The following is a 20807-nucleotide window of genomic DNA, read 5'->3' as shown; positions in this document are numbered from 1 at the left end:
GCAACCAGTTACCGAGGCCACATACATCAATACAATGCATAGTTGGTCCAGCAACCTGTTGCCTATGTCCAGTGTATCTCAGACCCGAGCCTCAGTAATTGCATCAGAGTAGTAAGCGATAACAACACAACTGATCGGTTGCCCTGTAGATGGACTATGAGAGCTACTCAGAGCCTTTGACTTGCTCGTTTGTATCGTCGACTACATGACTGCAGAACGCGTGTCCCGTACGTGATCTTCTTGCAGCTAGCTGAGACTCCTACAACAGCAGCTAATCGGATGTAGCCGGCTTGCTCGACTATCAACTTGTGAGGTGTCTGATGAATGGTCGTTGGGTAGACCAGGTACACATCGGCACCACTATAATAGGAAAATACTTAGCACAAAGAACAATACCTTGAACCAGGAACAGAGCCTCATAACAGCGGCTCTGACCGTAAACCCCTGACAATCTCACAACATAAATTATAAATTCACAAAGACATTTCATCCCCGAAACTATGGAACATAAAGTTTTTATCACCTACTCATGGGACGACCATCAGCATAAAGAATGGGTAAGAAAACTAGCAGATGATTTAGAAGCTAATGGTATCGAAACCCTACTTGATGTTTACGCGCTTCAGCCAGGTGACAGTATCACTCATTTTATGAATAAGTCTTTGGAGGAAGCCGGAAAAGTTGTTGTTGTTCTAACACCTAACTACCGAAGCAGGTCTCTTAGCCAAAGTGGGGGAGTAAGCTATGAACAACAGATCGTATCAGGAGAAATAATGTCAGGGGTTGAAAGGAATAAGTTTATTCCAATTATAAGGTCAGGAAATTTTCAAGGAGAAAACTGCGCGATACCACCGCATTTTAAAGGGATATACTCAATTAATTTTAAAGAAGATTTAGATTACAATATGTCATTGAATACATTGGTAAGAACAATTTATAACGAACCAGAGTTTGTTAAACCCGAAAGAGGGAGTAAGCCAGATTTTACAAAAACCAATGATTATAAAAGAGATGAATTTACTATAGATTTGAATAGTGATTTTTCCTTAAGACAATCAACTGAAGTATTTATAGATATTCTATCCGAGATAAGCGAACTAAGAAGAAACAACTCTAGTTACACTCTAAACTATAATATAGAGCAATACAGTGAATTACACAAAGAATTGAACGCGCTAAATCTGAAAAGGGAGCTAACACAGGAAGAAGTGCAGAGAAAAAATATATTAAGAGAAGTATTAAGGCCATATTATTTTAACAAAGGAGGCAATATTTACAGTCAATTTGATGCTTGTATTAACAATATTATAGATTATTCCTATCAAGAATATGGCTATATAAGTTCTTTCAAGGAGTTGGCAGAATGTATTATGAATTGCTTGCCATTATTCTCATATGAAGTTAAGGGAAAAATAAATAATGAAACAGGATTTGATGTATTTCACAAGAATGGGAAATGGATTTATAAAATATATATTAATCAAGAGGAGCTGAAAAATCTTCGTGGGAAGGTTGGTGTTGATAGTAACCTTTTCTTAACTACCATAGCTGGACTATATACTTTCGATCTATCAAAGGAAACACTGCTAAATCAAGTGATACCTAAGCAAGCGTACAGCTTTATGATTAATATTATTAACAAAAGGGTGAAAGACGATGATAAAGAAGAGTACTTCAGAACAGGAAACTGGTCAATAGGTATTGCTTAAAGCAAGGAAGGCTCGAATGGAGATCTCCATTCGAGCCTTCCTTGCTTTATTCGTGTTAAAATATGCTAAAAAGACATTTAGGCCATCATGCTTCGATAAGCAAAGTATGATCACAGCTTGCAATCCCAGGCATGATCTTACTGACTCGGTTTTATTTACATCCCCAAACACGTTGGAGGTATGTTAAAGTCGGTTGATGAGCATAATTGCTGATTATGCAGCGGGCGAATTATAGCACTGATTTAAGCGGTGTACTGTAGGGGCAGGTGCTGGCCGTGCTGCCCGCGTCGCCGGCCGTTCCAAGCTGTGTGAAACGTCATTTCCTGTCAGGTCCGCATTGGGTGCTCTTAGTGTAACTTGCCCTACGACCTGCCGCAGTTGAACGTGATGTGAACCAGCTTCCGTCGCTGGCGTGACAACGGTACCATGAAGTAGGTGCACGAGGCCTGACGGCCGCTGGTACGTCGCCAAGCCAATAAAACTACCTATTCCACAGCTTTCGTTGACAGCCAAGCCGTGCGCACAGTGGGTAAAAAAAGGGGTAACTGGGGTTACGATGCTGGCAAAGTCATAACCGAGCGCAAGCGTTACCTGCTCGTCGACACGCTGGACCTATTGTTGGTCTTGCAGGTGCAGCCGGCTAGCGAACAGGACCGGCCCGGCGTATGGTCCGGGGTTGGCCGGAGCGGCGCCAGCCCGGCCTGGGCGTGGTGTGGGCCGACGGGGGCTATAGCGGGCCGCCCGCTGCAAGGGCTGCACCGTTCGGCTGCCGACTGCAAATGGTGGCCAAGCCTGCGGGCCAGAAGCCCTTTGCCGCGCTGCCTCGTCGCTGGGAGGTCGAGCGCGCCTTTGCTTGGCTAAGCCGCTACCGCCGCCTTGGCACTCGCTATTTGGAGCCTATACCTCAAAATAGTTGTGCCTGGATTTTCGTGGCCGTAATCCACCTCATGTGCCGACGACTACAGCCCGCCTGATTTTGTGTACACCCTCTAATTGGTAAGGGCAGCATCCAACTCTTCCGTGGTGGGCAAACTGCGTCGCAACTCGATAGCCAGGGCCCGGGTAAGTTGCCATTCGGCTACTCCAATAGGTTGGCTGAGGCCACGTAGTGCATATTCGGCCACCACCCGGTTTTGACTTTTGCACAGCACCAGCCCGATACTTGGGTGGTCAGTGGGGTGGCGTGGCGTAGCAACTCATCGGCCGCGGCCAGATAGAAGATCATCTTGCCGCTGTCCTCGGGCTTGAATTCACCTATTTTCAAGTCGATAATAACAAAGCAGCGCAGTTGGAGATGGTAGAATACAAGATCCAGGTAGTAGTCTTGGGCACCTACTTTCAGGTGATACTGGCTGCCTACCAGCGCAAATCCCTTGCCCAGTTCCAGCAGAAAGGCGCGCACATGCTCCAGCAAGCCGCGTTCTAAGTCTCGCTCCTGGGCCTCGGCGCCCAAGGAGAGAAAGTCGAACAGGGGTTTTTCAGGAGCTGCTGCGTCAACTCTGACTGCGGCATAGGCAGAGTGCGGTCGAAGTTGCTCACCGCCCGGCCCTGCCGGTGGTAGAGGCCGCTTTCCTCTTGAGCGGCCAGCACGTTACGGCTCCAGCCCTGCTCGATAGTTTGGTGTACGTACCATGCCCGCTCCGCGGGATCGGCTACTTTATCCAGCAGCCCCACATTGTAGCCCCACGGAATTTGTGCAACAAGCTGTTGCACAATTAACGCATCTGGCCATGCCTGAGCAAAGGCTCGCATGTACTTGAGGTTACGAGACGAGAAGCCCGAAGCTTCCGGAAACTCGTGGCGTAAATCCTGAGGCAGCTGCTCAATGACCTTGGCGCCCCACCCTTGCTGGCGTTGGTGCTGTAAAATCTGGTGGCCAATGCGCCAGTACAACTGCACCAGCTCAGAATTTACTGCCAGTGCCGCCCGTACTTGGGCGTCACCGATGTGGGTTTTCAGTTCAGCTAAAAATTTAGTGTAATCAGCGGGCAGCGATACAGTGGGCATAAAGCGAAGGTAAACCGCTAAGAGTTTAAGTGAAATGGTGCATCGATAAAGAAGGGCTTCGATTCTTCGGATTGTTGCATATTCTTTTGCCTACGCAGGATAGGTGCTAGCATTGAGCGTTGAGTAACATAGTAGTCGAGTTTGATTCTATTAATTAAGTTATATTTTTTGTCGGTGGTAAAGTGGGCTATTAGAGGGTTGATTTTACTAGCGTGTACAATAGCGAATACGTACTTGCTAACTAGCATTCAAAACACGCTAAAAACTGCTTTGCCGGTGGTACGCATAGCGAAGTCGCAACCGAAAAAAACACGTATTTCAGTAGCTTGGTGGTGGACGTATTCGCTTAATAGCAACATTGTGATGTAGTGTATTGTAAGTCAATAAGATATAGGGATAATAAAATGATGTAATGGTGCTTGCATCAATGAGTTGATGCGGTGGGCAAATGAAGTGTGATGCTTTTTTTAATTCAATTTTTGCTAATGCGTAGGCCGGTCGAAATATGCTAGATAAATAGGGTGTGCAGGGGTGATGATAGGGAGTTGGATGGGTGGCAGTATTCTCCACAAGAACACGGCTGAGCAGGGTGGCCCTTGAGAAAATCGGCATGTCGACTAGTTGGCCGAAGTATGAAGTGGCGTGTACCAGTCCATGGTAGTCAACATAGGGTGCAGGCTGGAAAGGGCAACTTATGTGGGAGGCGTCCACCAAGGTTGCAGGGGGAGGTTCCACTTGATTACATGGGTGGAACATCGGCCACTGCTGATTAGCTGGTAGAATTAGCTCCTGCTCTCTTAAATCACGGGAGGTAGTTTCTGTTAGCGCCTCCGTTTCGTTCGCTCCGGCTAGTAAGCAGGCCATCTGCTGTTCAAAACGCTGATGGTAGGTGGCCAGTGGGCTTGAGTGCTCGGCCAACTGCCGCAATTGCCGACTTTTAGCGCGGTGCCGGCTGAGGGTACGGGCGGGTACGATCTGGCGGGCGGCCTGCCAAAGGGTAGGCGCCGTGGCGGCATGTAGCAGCAGCATATCCTGAAAATCCAGGCCACTGAAATCTGGCTCAAACTGATGTTCGACATCGTACCAGTGCTGCCGCAACGCCTGCGCCAACTGTTGTACAGCGGCAGGCAGGGCTATTGTCTCTAACGTTAGTGTGGTGCACTGTAGTAACCGCTGCAGCGGGCGGGCCCGGGTATAAGCTACCTCAAACCGCAACAGGTGGGGTGGCGTATGCCGGATAGTAGTACCCTGCACCCGGTTGTATTTGCCCTTGTCATAGGCCTTCACCCGGTAGTCGAGGTGGGTGGCGACAAACAGGAGCGGGCGGCTTGTGCCAACCGGTGGCTCCTGGGGGTAGAAGCGGCTGCCTTTATGGACCAGCAGCGAGTCCAGGAAACGAGTCGGAGCGGTTGGTAATGGTAGATTCACCCCAACCTCCAGGCGTTCTACCTCTAGGACATGAGCGGGCAACCCAAAGGCATTGGCCAGTTGTTGGCTGGCAACTGATACTTCCGCTGCCAGAAAGGAGCCGCTATTGTGGCCGTGAAAAAAGGTATGTAGTGAGCCGCGAATTCGGCCCCGACCGGTTTGCGGCCAATAGTCCAAGCGCAGGCCACGGTAACGTAACTGCCAGCGCGTAGGCTCCTGCCGGGTACGCGTGCCCAGCCGAAGTGCCAAAGAGGCCTGGAAAGCGCCATAGCCGGGCTCCTTCGGTCTGAGGGTAAAGCGCAGGTGCAGACAGTCGTACATAGGGGAGCTAACCGAGTCCTAGGTTAGAGTCTAGGGTAATCGGTCGTCGTGGGGCAAGCAGAAAGGATAGGAGCCAAAATGCTTCGGCAGGGGTAATCAACGGGTGGACTGCTGGGTGGTGTAGGTGTTTATGGCATAGCAGAAATGCCCATGTATGGGCAACACAGTCAGGACCTAATGGCCCGACTGTGTTGCCCGGCGGCCGGCGGCGACCCACAGCAGCAACTCCGCTCGATTGAAGAATAGTTTGTTGCCGCGTTTGGCGTGCGGAATACTGCGCGTACTCACCAACGCGTACAGTCGGGCCTTACTCAGGCCGGTAATCTGCTGAGCTAGATCTAAGCCACCAAGCTCTGGGGCAGGAGCGGCTTGGGCTCGCTGCTGCTGAACCAGTTCCAGTAATAGAATTTCTACCTGCCGGAGGCGGGTTTCTAAAATGTCGAAAGGGTTATGCATGGGCGTGGGAAAGAGATGACGCCGCAATTTTCGCCTTACTTGACCCCATGAAACTAGTTTAAACTAGTTTCTATTTTTTTTGATTTAACTCAACTAGCTCATCTTCAGCACGCTTACGTGCTGAGTCCGTGAGATGGGAAAGTACGGCTTCAATATCCTTAATAAGACTAGTGAGTTGACGGCTCTCACGACCAAGGCGGTCCGAGGGGCGAAGTAATCCTCGATATAGCTGGTACAGCCGCCCACCACTCTCGTATCCCCACTCTCGGGCTACATCGTTTGCCTTCTGTAAAGGCAAGGAACTCCCTTCATAAATAGCACACAAAGCTAACTGCCGCAAGGATAGGGGCGATTTCGGCTGATCTGTTATCAACTGTGCCTGCTTGCTGAGTGTAGCTTTAGTGTTGGCTGGTGAGGCAGATTGGTGCCGGGCAAACCAATCACGGGCTCGAGCAAGCTGCGGTCGGCCACCTGTCGTGAGGAAGCTCCAGTCACTATCCAGCAAATCCAGTAGGTAGGGAATATCATCCGGCGCAAAGACACGGCGAGCTTCTCCGGCGCGGCGCGGTGCTTCTGGTCTTGCCAAGACCCAGGTGAGGATTAAGTAGGGCTCAATCTCCGGTAGAGGGCGTTGGGCAAGTTCCTGCACTAGCCACTCCCCAAACCCTGGGTGCTGTAGCCCTCCCGAAAAGCTGGTACGCGGCGCAAGGGGAATAGGATGAGAAGGAATAGTTACCGAAGGACGAGTTGTACTCAGGCGCTGGGCGAGTTCCTGTGCATAGGCTGCTTGCTGTTCCGGACTCAGTGCGTTCCAAGCTTGGTCCTGTGCCTGCTGAAGCTGCGCCTCGGCAACCAAGCTGCGAACAGCTCGCTCATAGTACACGGGTGGCAGCTGTTGAGTTGGGGCATGCAGCAACTGATGCTGCACCCATTGGCAACGCAGCAGCACCTGCGGGGAGTTAAGCGGCTCGTTCCGCAAGTCCTGCCCTACTAAGTCCAGCACTCTTGCCAAGTGGGCTTGTAACTCCCGACGCACTAGCGGCTGGTCTAGCGGCAGCCCTACTTCCTCGGCACGAAGTAGGTATAGCCAAACATCTGCTGAGAGTTGCTCTTTCAATGCCCGCAACTGTTCATCGGTAGGAGGGCAACCTGAGGGGTATACTAAAGGGACTTGTTTCACCGTTGCATCGGGACGCATAACGGTAGGAGAGGTCAGATGGGCCAGTAGGTCCTGAACAGTGGCTGCGGACATCGGTACTAAATAATTAGGCAGGCTCTCTTGCTAAAGAGAAATTATTTCGCGCTGGCAAATCAGTGTGCTGACAAATCAAATGTTTAAACCAGCGTTTAAACCAGAAACAAAAAAGCCACCCAGACGTGTGTCTAAGTGGCTGATTTACAGTGAGCGAGAAACGAGGCTCGAACTCGCGACCCTCAGCTTGGGAAGCTGATGCTCTACCAACTGAGCTACTCTCGCGGGGCTTGGTGAAACAAAAATAAGGGGTACTTGTCAATTTACAACGCTACCCAGCTCTAGGAAAGCAGTTCTTATTAACAAGTCAGGGAATTCAGCGGCGGGTTTACTAGTTTCAACCTGTCGGCGTTCCTGATTCCGGCTGCTTCGCTCACCAATTCTGTTTCTATGGCTCCGCTTCCTCCCGTTACGCGCCGTCTCGTAGGCCGTTTGAATATGCTGGCTGGTTTTATGTTGCTAGTGGCGCTGGCTTTGCGCATCTATGTGACGTACTATGCCTACCAGCAGGCGGGTGTGGCCGCGTTGTACAACCGCCAATTCGTATTCAGCTTGCTCTTATTGTTGGGTGGGGTGCTGTTGCTATGGCTAGGGTGGCGTATGGCCCGGCGAGTGAAAGCGCCATAAGAGAGTAGCATTTGAATGCCGTGCATTGCACTACCAAGTAGTGCGTAGCTTTGCCTTTACTATGTCATCTCCCTTATTAATTTCAATTGCCCGGCGCACCGCAGCAGTAGCCACTCAGCTAGCTGACTTAGGTCGCCAGACGTTTCAAGATACATTCGCGGCCGATAACCGCCCCGAAGACATGGCTGCGTACATAGCGGCCAACTTCAGTGCGGAAAAGCAACTAGCGGAGCTAGAAGACACCGATACGGTGTTTTTGCTGGCGCGCATGCAACAAGAACTGGTAGGCTACGCCAAGCTACATTTCAATTCCACGCGGGGAGTGGAAGCCAACAAGACACCAGATGCACGGGTTGAGATAGAGCGGCTTTACGTGCGCCAAGACTGGATAGGTACTGGCTTAGGTGCCACCTTGATGCGCCGCGCTATCGAGGAGGCTCGGAAGAATGCTTGCCGCTCGGTGGTATTGGGGGTGTGGGAAAAGAACACGCGCGCCATCGAGTTTTACCAGCGGTTCGGGTTCAAAGTCATCGGGCAGCACGAATTTGTGTTGGGTACCGACGTGCAGACCGATCTGCTGATGCGCAAAGGATTGTAGCGTTTCGGCGGTGGTGGTAGGCGAGGTGGTGAGGTGTTCAAACGAAGTTAAACTTCCGGCTTTACCTTTGGGCTTGGTTCATCCTGCTGTTTGCGTGAGAAATAAATCCTTGGATTCCATTCCGCTTTGGGGCTGCTGGCTCGTGTGGTGGCCCGCCTTTGTCGTGTTGCTGGCGGGTTGTTCCCTCGATTCTGGGCAGAAAAGCGTGGTTTCGTTGCCTACTGGTCACTATGAAGGCACCATTAGCTACCAGGGTACCGAGTTGCAAACTGTATTGGACCTGCGCGAAAGCCGGCCCGGCCAACTAGAGGCGGATCTGCACTTCCCCGAAATAGAAGACCTGGGCTTTGCCGCTACCAACTTAAGCTATACCGAGCCGCAGCTACGCTTCGAAGAGGCCGCCCAGCCAGGTGGTATGCAGATCACCGCTATCCGGGAGGGAGATTTCCTGCGGGGCATACTTGCTCAGGACAGCGCCCGGGCCGATTTTGTGTGGGTGCGCCGCGGCCAGCCTGAGCCTCGCTCATATCAGGAAAAGCAACTGCCTGCCCAAGCTGGCTTGAACGCGCCTGCTCTTACTGTGCTCGTACCCAACGACACTGCCTCGTTGCACTCGGCTGTGGCTCTTTTCACAGATGCAACCCACCAGAACGTTGCCAATGCCCGAGCAAATCAATTAGCAGGGCAAGGCTTCATTACCACTGTGGTGACTGTCGCCCCGGCCACTTCCCCCGAGGACTCTACCGCACTACGTACGGCCACCACGATATTGCTCGCCCTACGCCGGGCTCCAACTATTGACACCACCCGCATTGGGGTATGGGCCCGCGGTACTACAGCAGCGGCCGTGGTGCCAGCTGCCACGTTGGTTTCACCCCGGGCGGCTTTTGTCGTGCTGGAAAATGTACCCGTGTCTTCTGCTGATGAGGCCAAGCCGTTTCAGGCGCTTAGTCGCCAGCGCGTACCCATGCTGGGCTTATACGCCGCTGCTGATACTTCCCTGAACGTACAGGAAAGCACGCAGCGCTTGCGTGGCGGACGCGGTTCGCGCCGTAGTGGGATTGTAATTCGTACGTTTCCAAAGGCCGATGCCAATTTTCGGGTGCCCGGCGGTCTGAGTGCGGAAGGCAAATGGACGTGGCCCCGGCCAGCCGCTGGCTACACTACTGCCGTGAAGGAATGGCGTAGCAACTAGCGGCGTTTAAAGCACCAACAAGCCTTTCTCCCGTAGCAGCTGCCACGCCGCCGACTCCAGAAACTGCTGGAAGGAATGCCCGGCCGGAAAGGTGCGGGCTATATCCTTAAGTGAAAGCTTGGTGTCGTACTCCTGCGTTAGGGTAGCAAGTACTTCCTGAAGCCAGGAACCCAAAGCCGCCGGCACAGTAACTTCGAAGTCTTCGGCTTGCTCATAGAAGGTCAGAACGGCGCGCGGCCCTTTCTTGCCGGACTCTTGCCGTAGCTCGGGGGCGTTGCCCAGCCAAAACAACCGTTGGTTCTGTTTGGCCACATCAGGCTTGGCAGGCTCCTGTAGCGCTTGCTGGATAAGCTGACGCGAAACCGTGGTTTTGGGCACCCGAAAATCAAACCAGAAGCTGAGGGGCTCTTGTAGGGCCACACCGTGCAGGTAGTTATAAAGTGCTTTGGCCAAGCCAGCCCCAAACTGCTCGTGGTCGGTGCCGGTGGGGTCGTCGTGCCACAGGTCGTTCCAAGCGAAGGGGCCGGGCTCAGGGCCAACCGGTACCACTTGGTATTTCGTTGGGTTCTTGCCTACTGGTGAGTGAGCCGTCATCGAGAAGCGGTGCCAGTAGCCGCTCTGCACAATACCCGCCGCAAAGAGCTGCCGCACCACCTCCAGGCTGTCCACAGTTTCCTGCGCGGTTTGGGTGGGAAAGCCGTACATCAGATAAGCGTGCACCATAATGCCGGCCTGCGTGAATCCATCCGTTACGCGAGCCACCTGCGCAATGGTCACACCCTTTTCCATCAGGGCCAGCAGCCTGTCCGAAGCCACCTCCAAACCACCCGATACCGCTATGCAGCCCGAAGCAGCTAGCAGCCGGCACAAGTCGGGAGTGAAGGTTTTCTCGAAGCGAATATTGCCCCACCACGTGATGCTAACTCGGCGCTTCAACAGCTCAATTGCCAAGTCGCGGAGCGCCAGCGGGGGAGCCGCTTCGTCCACGAAGTGAAAGCCAGTTTGGCCGGTTTGGGCTATGATCTGCTCGATGCGGTCCACGAGCAAGGTAGCCGGCGCCGTTTCGTAGCGAGAAATGTAGTCCAGCGTTACGTCGCAAAACGAACAGCGCTTCCAATAACAGCCATGCGCCACCGTTAGCTTGTTCCAGCGGCCGTCGCTCCACAGGCGGTGCATCGGGTTCAGCACCTCAATCACCGACAGATACTCGCTCAGCGGTAAATCAGAATAATCCGGCGTGCCCACTTCCGGGTGCGGAATATCGGGGTGTGGGTGGTTGATGTACTGCACCTGCCCCGCGCCATCGCGCAAAAACGTGCGCTGCAAGGTGAGGTAGTGCTTGTCGGGTGTCAACGGCCCGCTTTCCAATGCTACATCCGGGATAGTGCTTACTGTCTGGGTGAAGAAGCCAACTAGCTGACTGTTGGCTACCTGGTATGCCGGTGTAGTCTTTTCGCTGACCTGCTGGCTGACAGCGGGCAGTTGCTTGCTGATGTATTCCAGTAGACGTAGCCAGGGGCCTTCGCCGTCATCGAGGGTCAGGTAGTCAATATAGTCGAAAAAGCGGGGCTCCTGAATCTGGCGTAGCTCTGTGTTAGGGTAGCCACCACCCATCAGGGTTTTGGTGGCAGGGCGGGTTGCCTTTACGCGGTCTGCCAGCCGTAGTGCGCCGTAGAGGTTGCCGGGAAATGGAACAGTGAAGCCCACCACATCGGGCTGCACGCGGGCTAGTAGCTCATCGAGAAGCTCCAGCAGCATCAGGTCCAGCAAGTTGGGATCAGCCCGTAGGGCCTCGTGCATGGCATCAAAGGTGGTAGCCGACATGGCTAGCTTCTCGGCGTAGCGCGAAAAGCCGAACTGGGGTCCTACCGTCTCCTTGATCAAGTCGCCAAGGTCTTCTAGGTACAGCGTAGCCAAGTGCCGTGCTTGGTCGGTGAGGCCCATGGTACCGAAGGCAGCCTCCAGATCAGCTACGTTATCAAAGCGGCTGGCTTCGGGTAGAAAGCGGCTGTGACAGATGCGGGAGGCCAGCGTGGTATCCTTGTTTTGCAGGAAACGCACCACTGGCGCTATGGTGCTCACGTAGCTGCGTTGTAGCCGCAGCATGCGGCGGGCATTGTCGCTCAATTCAAACCCGCCGGCTTCAATGGCTGCGAACACGCGCCGCAGTCCATCTTCCGAAAACAGCTTGAGCACCAGCTCCAAGCCTAAATCGGCCTGCTTGACATGGCTGTAGCCGCGTCCGCTCAGAAACCCTTTTAGGTAGGCCGTTGCCGGATACGGCGTGTTGAGCTGCGTTAGCGGCGGCGTAATAAGCAGGATACGGAGAGTGGACACGACAATACAACAACAAAGCGAGCCGCAAAGATACGGCTCGGCAAAACGTCGTTAGGCATCAGTACGTTCCCAACCAGTGGCTAACGGTACACAACACCCCGAATAAAAAAGAACCGCCCGGCTTCCTTGAAAGGAGCCGGGCGGTTTACTGCTATATCGTTGTATATACTAAGCCAGTTGGTCGAGCGACAAGCGCTTGGGCAGGATGTCGCGGCGGAATTCGCTGACCGAGCGGCCGGTTACTTGGCGGAACTGGTTGCTTAGGTGTTGGCCGCTGCTGTAGCGCATCTGGTCAGCAATTTCGCTGAGGGTCATTTCGCCGTAGCTCAACATTTCTTTCACCTGCTCGATCTTCAACCGAATCAGGTATTTTTCGATGGTGAGGTTGGCGGTGCGCGAAAATACTTTGCTTAAGTGCGAGTACGTGGCGGCAAACCGGTCGGTAAGGAAAGCCGACGTGGTAAGAGGCATCCGGGCCGTGCGCAGGTGCTCTAGGTATTCAGCTAGAGCGCCTTTGATTTGCTCGGTCATTTGCTCGGCTCGGCCCATGAGCACGTCAAAACCAGCTTCACGCAAGATAGGGGCCACAGCAGCAGGGTCGGCAGGAGTGTCTTTATCGAGCTGCGCATGGCCCAACGTTACTTCCGTCGGGTGGTAACCAGCTTGCTCGAGTACGGTGCGGACGGCTTCCACGCAGCGTGGGCAAACCATGTTCTTGATATGAAGCAGTGTTGTTTTCACGGGTTATGGATTATTATTTATTACGACCAGATACTGTACGCACAGGTTTGCGAACGGTTGCCACCGGAGAGGCCGGTTTGGCTTTGCGAGGGAGCGGAGCCGTAGCGCCCGTCCAACTCTTTCCAAACCAGTGAGTGGCTACCCAGGTTACAAAGGGCACTACCCCTAAAAATGTTACCGCCAACAGCCAGAAAAATACGAAAAAAGCGCTGATCCATCGGCTGAAAAATTCGTCTTCAATTCCGAATAAAAAAGTTATCAGCGCCAATGCTAGGGCTAGGCTCACAGCAGCCAGAATACCAGCTCTTCGTAGCAGTGGCTGATAGTTGAAAGAAGGGGAAACAGGACGGCTCATAGATCAACAACAGAGCGGCAAATATACCGGGTTCTGCCACAGGTCAGAGTGGCTGCGCTACGCGTAGCAGTAACGATGCTCGGGCTTTGCCGTAGTAGACGAAGGCTATCTTGCCCGCCACACTGCCATTCCACTTACTTTCTGCCATGAAATATTCTTTGCTGCCCCGCCTGCTGGTTGCTGCCGCCCTGCTCACCGCCACGTCTTTCACCACTTCCTGCAACACCGGCAACGACACCGGAGACACCAATGTGGAGCGTGATGGTGCCAAAGACAACGACTCCAACGACCTGCAGACTGGCACCGCCGCTGGCGACTCTGCTACCTCCGGCACGCAGGCCGACACCAGCACCGCTCCTAGCACCCGCCAAGTGTACGAAGAAGCCGCCGACCGCAAAGACCGCAACAACGACGGTATGGCAGATTAGCTTTTTTGCCAAACCAGAACCAACAACAAAGGCCAGCTCCACGGAGCTGGCCTTTGTTGTTGAAAAGAAGTGCGAACGGCAGCTTGCCTACTGAAGCCATCCGTTATGCTGTTGGTATTGCTTTACACGGTTTAGTAGAACACAAACCCGTTCGGCAGCAAGCCTACGTTGAAAGAGTCAATGGCTGTACCGCTGGCTTGGTAGCGGATAAACTTGCCGGTGGTAGTGTATGGTGCTATTGCCCCGTAGATGGTATTGTCTTGCGGGTCAACGTTGAAGCCATAAAAGCTGCGTCGGATTATCGGCGTGGTGGGCAACGTGCTAGCCGTGGTGCTCATCCGATACACTCCACCACTGTACCGGTAATAGAGTTCGGTGCCTGCGGCATTGAGCTGCAAGTTGGCGGGGCCGCTACGAGTGAATGGCAGGGTAAGCGCCGCTGCGGAAGCCGCCGCATTCAGCTTGATTAGGCTGCCGGGGGTGGAGGAAATAACGGCGTAGCTTGGAGGCCCACCATAGCGGGTGATTCCGCTGCACGACACCCAAATAGCGCCGGAGGCATCCTGCACCAACGCGCTGGGGCCTTCCGTCACGGTCAGGGTGCTTTCCACCGCGTCGGTGCTGGCATTGATTACCGTAACGGTGTTCTGGTCGGAGTTCGGAACGTAGACCTTGCCACCGGCCAGCAGCATTTGCTCGGGCCGGCCACCCACCGGAACTGTTTTGCTGACTTTGTTGGTGCGGGTATCTAGCACGGCTACCCGGCCAGTAGTTCCCGATGTCCATTCGCTGATATACACTTTGTCGGGGCCGGCGGCTACGGCGTAGCGGGGCTGATCCAAGCCATCCACAGTAGCTACTTCGCCGAAGGTGCGAACGTCAATTACCTCCACCTTCTTGCTGTTGTTGACCACGATGTATCCCCGGTCGCCCACAACCAGCATGGACTGTATCACGTCGCCGATGTCGCGCTGGTTGATGGTGCGGAAAGCGTTGTTGTTCAGAATTTTCTTCGTGGTCTTGCTAAATAGGCTGATTTCGCCGTTTGGCGTGCCAAACTGCCCTTCGTTCAGCACGAGTACGTTGCTGCCGTCCTTGCTCAAGTTATAGAGCGGAGTGGACTGACTATCGTCATCAGGGTTACAGCTCAGAAGGGCCAGTGCCCCGGCGCCCACAGCAACTGCACGCGTGAACAAAGGAAAAATGCGGAAGGATGTCGACATGAAAAAGAAGTAGGAAAGATGTGAAAACAATGCTAGCGCCATTGCAGGCGCAACCCCAGGCTCCCCCAACGCGGCGGCATGGCCCGGGCCTCGTAGGTTTGGTAGCTGGTATTGGTAAGATTGAAGCCCTGTCCGGTCACAGTCAACGCGTAGGTTTGCTGTAGGCGCAGGGTGTAGCTGACGGTGGCATTCAGCAGGGCATAAGCTGGCAGATACTGGGTGCCCGTATACACGTAGCGGTAGCCCGTAAATCGGAGTGCTGTAGCTACCTGCCAGCGGCGCCAGCTGTGGTCGGTGGTGAGGGCAGCCGTGTGTAGTGGCACGTATGCCAACTGTCTGCCAACGGGTACCAAATCATCGGAAGCACCGCGTGTCTTCTCTGATTGCGTCAGGGCGTAACTAGCCCGGGCCTGAAGCTGGTACTGCCCCTGTCGCCATGTCAAGTGGCTGCTGGCTTCTAGGCCCCGCGCGCGCACTTGCCGCAGGTTGTTGGGTGAAATGAAGCTGGTCCGCGGATCGGTGCGCCATTCCACCCAATCGTCTACCAGTTGCTGAAACGCCGTGAGTTCCGACGATACTTTCAGCTGCTTGGTTGGCTTGATGCTGTGTTGCAGTCCGGCTTCATACCCGTAGCCGCTCTCGGGTCGCAGATCGGGGTTTCCGCCCTGGGGCCAGTACCGCTCATTGAGAGTAGGGGCCCGGTAGCTGCGCGAAGCACTGGCCTTCACTAGTACCTGTTGCTGTTCTGTATGCAACACTTCCCACTCCGCTCCAACAGTAGGCGTAAGAGGCACCTGGCGGCCAGGCAGTATAGCCTGGCGCAGGTTGGCAGAGAGGTGCAGCACTGGGTGGGGGTCGTAGCGGAATAATAGGTAGCCCGCAAAACGGTTTTCATCCACGGCGCCTCTGTACAGGCCAGGCGCTACAGCAAAATGTTGCGCTTCTACACCGCCCCGGAGGCTGGCTTTGCTCTTGAAGTTGACGGTATGGTCGGCCTGGGCTTGCGTTGTGCGCACTTGTGAAAAACTCTCCACGCCGTCGCTCAGGTAGTCGAGCACGTCTTCAAACCACGCCACCCGTACGCCCGACTCGTGCCGCGCCGAAACATGCCGGTACCCAGCCAGCAACCGGCGGCTTTGATCGTGTTGGGTGGCGTTGCTATTGGCCGAACCTATAGAAGGTTGAATTTCGCGGTTGGCTTCTGTGAGCCATACCGAGGCCTGCACTTCTCCTTGTTGTCCTACCCGTAGCGTAGCATCCTGCGCGAAACTCCACTGCTGTTGCGCGGCGTTTTGTTGGCGGTAGCGAGTTAAGCCGGTTATTTCGCGCACTTCGTACGGAAAATCGTTGTCGGCCGTGCGGTAGGAGGCGGCCGTGCGCATCGCTATGCGTTGGTTGCTGAAGCTGCCCTCTACACTGCCAGCGCGTAGGCCATAGCTACCGGCATCAGCCTGCACCCGTACCCGGGGGCCCGCGCCCCACACGGCGGGGGCCGACAGCAACAAAGTGCCGCCTACTGCCCCCGTGCCGTAGGTGCCGCCAGCCGGCCCATGCTGTACAGCCACTTGGCTAACGCCACTTAATGGTAGGAGGGCAAAGTCGTTCTGGCCCAACGTGGGCAGCATGATGTTGAAGCCGTTCCAAAGTACCGCTGTATGCTGCGCCGACGTACCCCGAATGGCAATGGATGCCAACTGACCTGGGCCGTATTCTTTCAGGTAGAGAGGGGTGCGAACTGCTAAGGCGTCGGCTACTGTGCTACCTGTTATAGCAAACGCACTAGAATCGAGCGTGCTGACGCGGCTGCCAACCGCAAAGCGGCTTAGGTGAATACCCTGTACCCGCACGTTGGGCAACGATTGAATGGAGTCGAGGGGAGAAGTAGAGGCCTGCTGCGCCTTTGCTGGAGCACTCGCTAGCCCAAGCACGGCTAGTAGCGCGGTGGCGCCGCCGCGGCAAAGCAGCTTCGAGCTTTTCAACTGCCCACTAAAATCAATCATCGGAACCAAATCTCCAAGTCAGGAAAATTTAGTTCAAAACTTACAGCGTGGCTCTGGCTTACCAGACAACCACCCCAAAGCCGAGGCCGAAAACAGAAAAAAATCAGCGACTTGAAGGCCGCCACTGCATTCGTTCTCCGCTCTTCCTCCGAAAGCGCTGAACATAAAAACAGCAAAGGCAGGTCTCCTGGCTTGCTTCCGGTGCGCCGCCTTCCCATTTCTCCAGCTTTTCCCGGTTGTTTGGAAAAAGCTTTCGCTGAAACAGTGGCAGCAGAGGCGCGCCAAACTCGTGAAGCGTACAGTTGCGGGGACAGCTCCGGATTTCAACCGAATTCCCTTTTCAGCCTCGCTCTCCAATCAGAGTCCGGCCACCTTTACAGCCACAAAGATAGAGAGGAGTTTCTGGTTTGCGGTTGCTTGTTTTCCGTAGCGTGCGTATCCATCTCATGGTGGCTGGTCTGCTTGCCTGCCCCTAATGCTGTTGAGAAGCCCTGAGGCAGCATTCTTCGTAGTGCAGGCATAGCTCTCCAGTGACACCCACAGTTGTTCGTCGTATTCATGAAGATTGCGCTTGACTTTTACCGCCGCCCTGACCCCGTGCAGGTGGCCCACGACCTATTAGGCAAATACGTCTACACCAACATCAACGGAGTGCTAACCGGCGGCCGGATTGTGGAAACAGAAGCCTACGCCCATATCAACGACCAAGCCTGCCACTCGCATTTGGGGCGCTACACTGCCCGCACCCAGATTATGTATGAACCAGGCGGCGTAGCCTATGTGTACCTCGTGTACGGGCGCTACGCCTTGTTCAACATTATCACCAACGAAGCGGGCAAAGCCGATGCTGTCTTGATTCGAGGAATCGAACCCACTGTGGGCATCCCAGAAATGCTGCTCCGCCGCGGAGTAACAGAGGTCAAGCGCAACCTTACAGGTGGTCCTGGCTTGCTCACTCAAGCACTTGGCATCAGTACCCAGCACTACGGCACCGACCTTACCGGAACAACCATTTGGCTGGAAGATCAGCAGGAACCGGTAGCCGAAGACCTGATACTAGCCAGCCCCCGTGTAGGAATAGATTATGCCGGCGACGATGCCGCGCTGCCGTGGCGTTTCCGCATTAAGGGTAGCAAATGGACCAGCCCCGCTCGCTAAAAGCAGTGCGGTTGCTGTCTGAGCCGCGTTTGTTACGCAGCCCCACAGCAACCGCGCTTGCTACAGTTTTTCGCAGACCAGTATCATCAGTTTGCCTTCCAAGTTGGTGGTGGCAAACAGATACGTGTCGCCGCCTTCGCGAATACCAGTGCGGTGGCGGAAATCGGCTACGGTGTCGGGAAAGTTACGCGTCGTGACGTGGGCGCGAGCCTCGGGGCCGAGATGCACTTTGATAGCCACTGCATCATAGCGCTCCACTGCCCGGATACGGAAGATACGGCCTGGAAACTCAGGCCGTAACGTATCGGAAGTGTAGAGGTGGCTATGCTGGTGCAGCTTCAGTAGCTCGAACGCCGTGCCGATGCTACGGAACCCGCCTGCCTTCAGCACTGCAACGTTGGGCTCATACAGATAGTCCTGCGGCTCAGCATAGCGGGAAATAGCCCGGGCTTCGCGGGCCCTGTTCAGGCGAAACTCCTGCTGCTCACCCGTACGAAGCAGGTTCACAGTGTAGCGCTCTGGGTCGACGGCCGCTTCAGGGCCCAGTTCGTACAACACCTCCTTGCATTCATTATCGACGGCTACTACCCACAAGCGGCGCACCTGACGTAACTCCAACACCGCCTGATCTATATCAAGCATAGGCGAAGTTTTCAGCAAGACGCGCCGCCCTTTGTGCAACAGCAGCGGCATGAGGCGCAACACATCAGGCTCACAGTCTTGCAGCCGGAATATCTTCTTAGCCGCCGTGTCACGTCGGGCAGGATCGAGGTAGATCCAGTCGAAGGTATCAGGCGTGTTGCGCAGGAAGTTCACGGCATCAGCCGTGTGAAACTGCACATTGGTGATGCCCAGGTGCGTCAGGTTGAAGCGTACTACATCGGCCAAGGCCGCGTTGCGCTCCACATAATGCACTTCTGGTATCTGCTCTGCAAAGCACGAAACGTCCACCCCGAAGCCACCTGTGAGGTCAACGAGGCGCTGCCCCGTAACCAACGATGCTTTGAAAGTACCAGTACGGGCCGAAGAAGCTTGTTCTACCGACAAAGTCGGTGGAAAAATCAAGTCAGGGTTGTCGGCCCAGGCGGGTACTTTCAGACGGGCCTTCTGGCGCGCCTGAATCTGGCGTACCAACTCCGGAACGGGTAGACTAGGGTAACGGCGGGCTTGCAGGGCCAGTTGAGCGGGGTCGTCGTACAGATGCTTGGCAACGTAACGACGAGCCGCCTCGGGCAACGGAAATTCCATGTATTACTCCTACGGACAAAAAAAAGCGTGGTTGGCCATCGTGCTCATCCACGGCCCCAATCAAGCCCAAAGGTAAGGCGCTTGTGGTAGCATGTGCTGTGAAGTAAACGTTTTCAATGCGGGGAAGAGTGCCTTCTCCTACAAATTCGTGCTGAACTTCGTTTATTACAACAAACAACGCTAGCCCGTTTATGCCACAAGTGCTAGCGAAGCTGCCAACGCAAGGCCAGCAACGGCTGCCCGGTAGGAGCCGCTCCCATGCCAACACCGCTTGGTGCAAGACGACGCAACATGCCGCCCGTACGATGAGCTGCTGGGAAGCCTGCGTTGTGTGCATTCACGGCCCGCTCGAAGTGCTCGTTGGTGTGGCGCGTGATAAATACGTTGGACAGCAAGCTAGCGGCTGCTACACCTATCGTTACTTTTTGAACGTTGTTGAAGTACTGCTGAGGTCCGTCGCCGTGCAGTACTTGAGCACCGTAGGTAGCCACTGAGCTTATGAATACAGCCCGTTCCGCCAAAAACAGCCACTTCTGACGACGGTAGCTGTTCAAATTATCGAGAGCCTCTGTGTTGCCCGCTAAGTAAGGGCGCAACCGCTGTCCGAAATAGCCAGCGTTCTGGTAATCGTCGTCGGTAGGGTTGGTCTTGGTGGCGAAATAAAAGTTCTTCTGAGGTCCATTTAGTCCCCGGTTCTGATCTTCGGGGCTTAGTTGAATCGTAGGCGGACTTTGCTGTGCGTACAGCGGGGAGCTGAACAGCATTGTGGCCATACTAAATAGGACAAGTGAGCGATGGTGTGCGCGGTAGGGGAGCGAGGTGAGGTAATGCATAGTACAAATTTAATAAAGTCTCAGGCAAGAAGCTAAGACTCTCAGCAACAAAAAGATTCTAATGGCAGCTCAACAAAAGGAACCACACTTACGTTCTGAGCGCAATACCGTATTTCCTCTCACCATAGTGCCCACTGATGAAAACCTTTTCCACTTTATTTCGCCGTTCTCTCCTACTCGCCGCCCTTCCTGCTGCATTGTCTTTCGCAAGCTGTGGCGATGATGATAACCCAGCTACCCCCGCGCAAGGAAGAGTGCTGATTTCGCACGCTGCTGCCTCGGCCAACGTACAGGTCACAGCATTTGTAAACGACCAACAAGTGGGCCAGCTCAACTACGGGCAAAGTTCTAATTACTTAAATGTCAACGCCGGTTCTCCTAAGTTTCGTATCAACAACGGTAGTCAGGTAGTCACTGAGCAGGCGCTTACTATTGATGGAAACCAGAGTTACACAGTGTTTGCGTATTCGCCAACCAATGGTGTTGGGAGCGCAGGGCTGCTTCCCATTCAAGATGATCTGACTGCACCTGCAGCTGGTCAAGCCAAAGTTCGGGTAGTACATCTAGGTGTTGATGCTCCTTCGCCTGTCCGGCTGACTTTGCCTTCACCTCTTCCCGGCGCTGCTGGTACAGATGTTACGCCTGATGTTGCCTTTGGTGCAGCTTCCAGCTTTGTGGCGCTAAATGCTGGAGTGGCTCTCAACCTAACTATCACGGCCAATGGTACACCACGCACGCAAGTATTAGTAGTGGGTGACGGCTCTGGCTCCGGAACTGGTACCAAAACTTTCGAAGCAGGTAAAATTTACACCGTCGTTGTGCGTGGTATTGCTGGTGCAGCCGTTCCTACCGCTCAGCGAGCACAAGCAGTTATTATTCAGAACAACTAAA

General features: G+C 54.2%; 20 protein-coding genes, 1 tRNA gene, 1 pseudogene and 1 riboswitch. Of the genes and pseudogenes, 9 read left to right on the top strand and 13 right to left on the bottom strand.

The genetic code is table 11. The annotated features are described in order from the left end of the window. The first annotated feature begins 500 nt into the window (after positions 1 to 500). From MTX78_RS19735 to MTX78_RS19730, 3 genes and pseudogenes are all read left to right on the top strand, one after another. Positions 501 to 1709: a toll/interleukin-1 receptor domain-containing protein gene (locus MTX78_RS19735; protein WP_243797649.1), complete on the top strand. Its 1209-nt coding sequence runs from the start codon at positions 501 to 503 to the stop codon at positions 1707 to 1709. Positions 1710 to 2225: 516 nt separating this feature from the next. Beyond that, a pseudogene (locus tag MTX78_RS25490) lies at positions 2226 to 2318 on the top strand (hypothetical protein); the annotation flags it as partial. A gap of 56 nt (positions 2319 to 2374) precedes the next feature. Beyond that, on the top strand, positions 2375 to 2683 hold the full coding sequence (locus tag MTX78_RS19730; protein ID WP_243797648.1) for a transposase: 309 nt from the start codon (positions 2375 to 2377) through the stop codon (positions 2681 to 2683). Positions 2684 to 2698: 15 nt separating this feature from the next. Here MTX78_RS19730 and MTX78_RS25285 read toward each other — a convergent pair whose 3' ends face one another. The 7 genes from MTX78_RS25285 to MTX78_RS19700 all read right to left on the bottom strand — a co-directional run bounded on the left by MTX78_RS25285 (position 2699) and on the right by MTX78_RS19700 (position 7398). Beyond that, entirely contained in the window at positions 2699 to 2833 is a 135-nt protein-coding gene (locus MTX78_RS25285; RefSeq protein WP_262924442.1) for a hypothetical protein, read from the bottom strand. Beyond that, positions 2788 to 3123, bottom strand: coding sequence for a DUF1016 domain-containing protein (locus MTX78_RS19725; protein WP_262924452.1), 336 nt, complete (start codon positions 3121 to 3123; stop codon positions 2788 to 2790). The genes MTX78_RS25285 and MTX78_RS19725 overlap by 46 nt, the downstream gene beginning before the upstream one ends. An 8-nt stretch (positions 3124 to 3131) precedes the next feature. Further along, complete coding sequence (locus MTX78_RS19720) at positions 3132 to 3716, bottom strand: DUF1016 N-terminal domain-containing protein (RefSeq protein WP_243797646.1); 585 nt, start codon at positions 3714 to 3716, stop codon at positions 3132 to 3134. Between the two features lie 318 nt (positions 3717 to 4034). Then, positions 4035 to 5465, bottom strand: a complete 1431-nt coding sequence (locus MTX78_RS19715) for a hypothetical protein (protein ID WP_243797644.1) — start codon at positions 5463 to 5465, stop codon at positions 4035 to 4037. 174 nt (positions 5466 to 5639) lie between these two features. After that, entirely contained in the window at positions 5640 to 5921 is a 282-nt protein-coding gene (locus MTX78_RS19710) for a helix-turn-helix domain-containing protein (protein WP_243797643.1), read from the bottom strand. Between the two features lie 70 nt (positions 5922 to 5991). Beyond that, entirely contained in the window at positions 5992 to 7173 is a 1182-nt protein-coding gene (locus MTX78_RS19705) for a hypothetical protein (RefSeq protein WP_243797641.1), read from the bottom strand. Positions 7174 to 7325: 152 nt separating this feature from the next. Further along, positions 7326 to 7398: transfer RNA gene (locus MTX78_RS19700), tRNA-Gly, on the bottom strand. Positions 7399 to 7563: 165 nt separating this feature from the next. Here MTX78_RS19700 and MTX78_RS19695 point away from each other — a divergent pair. From MTX78_RS19695 to MTX78_RS19685, 3 genes are all read left to right on the top strand, one after another. After that, a complete protein-coding gene (locus MTX78_RS19695) occupies positions 7564 to 7800 on the top strand; it encodes a hypothetical protein (RefSeq protein WP_243797640.1) in 237 nt (78 codons plus the stop codon). A 61-nt stretch (positions 7801 to 7861) separates the two neighbouring features. Then, entirely contained in the window at positions 7862 to 8398 is a 537-nt protein-coding gene (locus MTX78_RS19690) for a GNAT family N-acetyltransferase (protein WP_243797638.1), read from the top strand. 94 nt (positions 8399 to 8492) lie between these two features. After that, positions 8493 to 9593, top strand: coding sequence for a hypothetical protein (locus tag MTX78_RS19685; RefSeq protein ID WP_243797636.1), 1101 nt, complete (start codon positions 8493 to 8495; stop codon positions 9591 to 9593). Between the two features lie 6 nt (positions 9594 to 9599). Here the strand turns inward: MTX78_RS19685 and MTX78_RS19680 are convergent, their stop codons facing one another. Then, on the bottom strand, positions 9600 to 11930 hold the full coding sequence (locus MTX78_RS19680) for a B12-binding domain-containing radical SAM protein (protein ID WP_243797634.1): 2331 nt from the start codon (positions 11928 to 11930) through the stop codon (positions 9600 to 9602). Positions 11931 to 12098: 168 nt separating this feature from the next. Then, entirely contained in the window at positions 12099 to 12671 is a 573-nt protein-coding gene (locus MTX78_RS19675) for an AraC family transcriptional regulator (RefSeq protein WP_243797633.1), read from the bottom strand. A 501-nt stretch (positions 12672 to 13172) separates the two neighbouring features. Between MTX78_RS19675 and MTX78_RS19670 the strand changes: the two genes are divergently transcribed. Continuing rightward, on the top strand, positions 13173 to 13454 hold the full coding sequence (locus MTX78_RS19670) for a hypothetical protein (protein ID WP_243797631.1): 282 nt from the start codon (positions 13173 to 13175) through the stop codon (positions 13452 to 13454). A gap of 131 nt (positions 13455 to 13585) precedes the next feature. Here the strand turns inward: MTX78_RS19670 and MTX78_RS19665 are convergent, their stop codons facing one another. Together MTX78_RS19665 and MTX78_RS19660 are read right to left on the bottom strand one after the other, a co-directional pair. After that, a complete protein-coding gene (locus MTX78_RS19665) occupies positions 13586 to 14677 on the bottom strand; it encodes a YncE family protein (RefSeq protein ID WP_243797630.1) in 1092 nt (363 codons plus the stop codon). Positions 14678 to 14709: 32 nt separating this feature from the next. After that, the gene (locus MTX78_RS19660) at positions 14710 to 16677 is read right to left on the bottom strand and encodes a TonB-dependent receptor plug domain-containing protein (RefSeq protein ID WP_243797628.1); all 1968 of its coding nucleotides are present in this window, start codon (positions 16675 to 16677) and stop codon (positions 14710 to 14712) included. Positions 16678 to 16837: 160 nt separating this feature from the next. Next, a riboswitch (cobalamin riboswitch) is annotated at positions 16838 to 17068 on the bottom strand. Positions 17069 to 17235: 167 nt separating this feature from the next. On the opposite strand from MTX78_RS19660, the gene MTX78_RS19655 reads away from it, so the two are divergent. Further along, positions 17236 to 17835: a DNA-3-methyladenine glycosylase gene (locus MTX78_RS19655; RefSeq protein ID WP_243797627.1), complete on the top strand. Its 600-nt coding sequence runs from the start codon at positions 17236 to 17238 to the stop codon at positions 17833 to 17835. Positions 17836 to 17895: 60 nt separating this feature from the next. Here the strand turns inward: MTX78_RS19655 and MTX78_RS19650 are convergent, their stop codons facing one another. Together MTX78_RS19650 and MTX78_RS19645 are read right to left on the bottom strand one after the other, a co-directional pair. Then, entirely contained in the window at positions 17896 to 19083 is a 1188-nt protein-coding gene (locus MTX78_RS19650; RefSeq protein WP_243797625.1) for a class I SAM-dependent methyltransferase, read from the bottom strand. 203 nt (positions 19084 to 19286) lie between these two features. Next, positions 19287 to 19856, bottom strand: a complete 570-nt coding sequence (locus MTX78_RS19645; RefSeq protein WP_243797623.1) for a hypothetical protein — start codon at positions 19854 to 19856, stop codon at positions 19287 to 19289. A gap of 197 nt (positions 19857 to 20053) precedes the next feature. Between MTX78_RS19645 and MTX78_RS19640 the strand changes: the two genes are divergently transcribed. Beyond that, the gene (locus MTX78_RS19640) at positions 20054 to 20806 is read left to right on the top strand and encodes a DUF4397 domain-containing protein (protein ID WP_243797621.1); all 753 of its coding nucleotides are present in this window, start codon (positions 20054 to 20056) and stop codon (positions 20804 to 20806) included. The last annotated feature ends 1 nt before the right edge of the window (position 20807 follow it).

The organism is Hymenobacter tibetensis (assembly GCF_022827545.1).
In the GTDB taxonomy this organism is placed as follows: Bacteria; Bacteroidota; Bacteroidia; order Cytophagales; family Hymenobacteraceae; genus Hymenobacter; species Hymenobacter tibetensis.
Note: the sequence above shows the minus strand (reverse complement) of the source record. Positions and strands in the feature narration are given on the sequence as shown.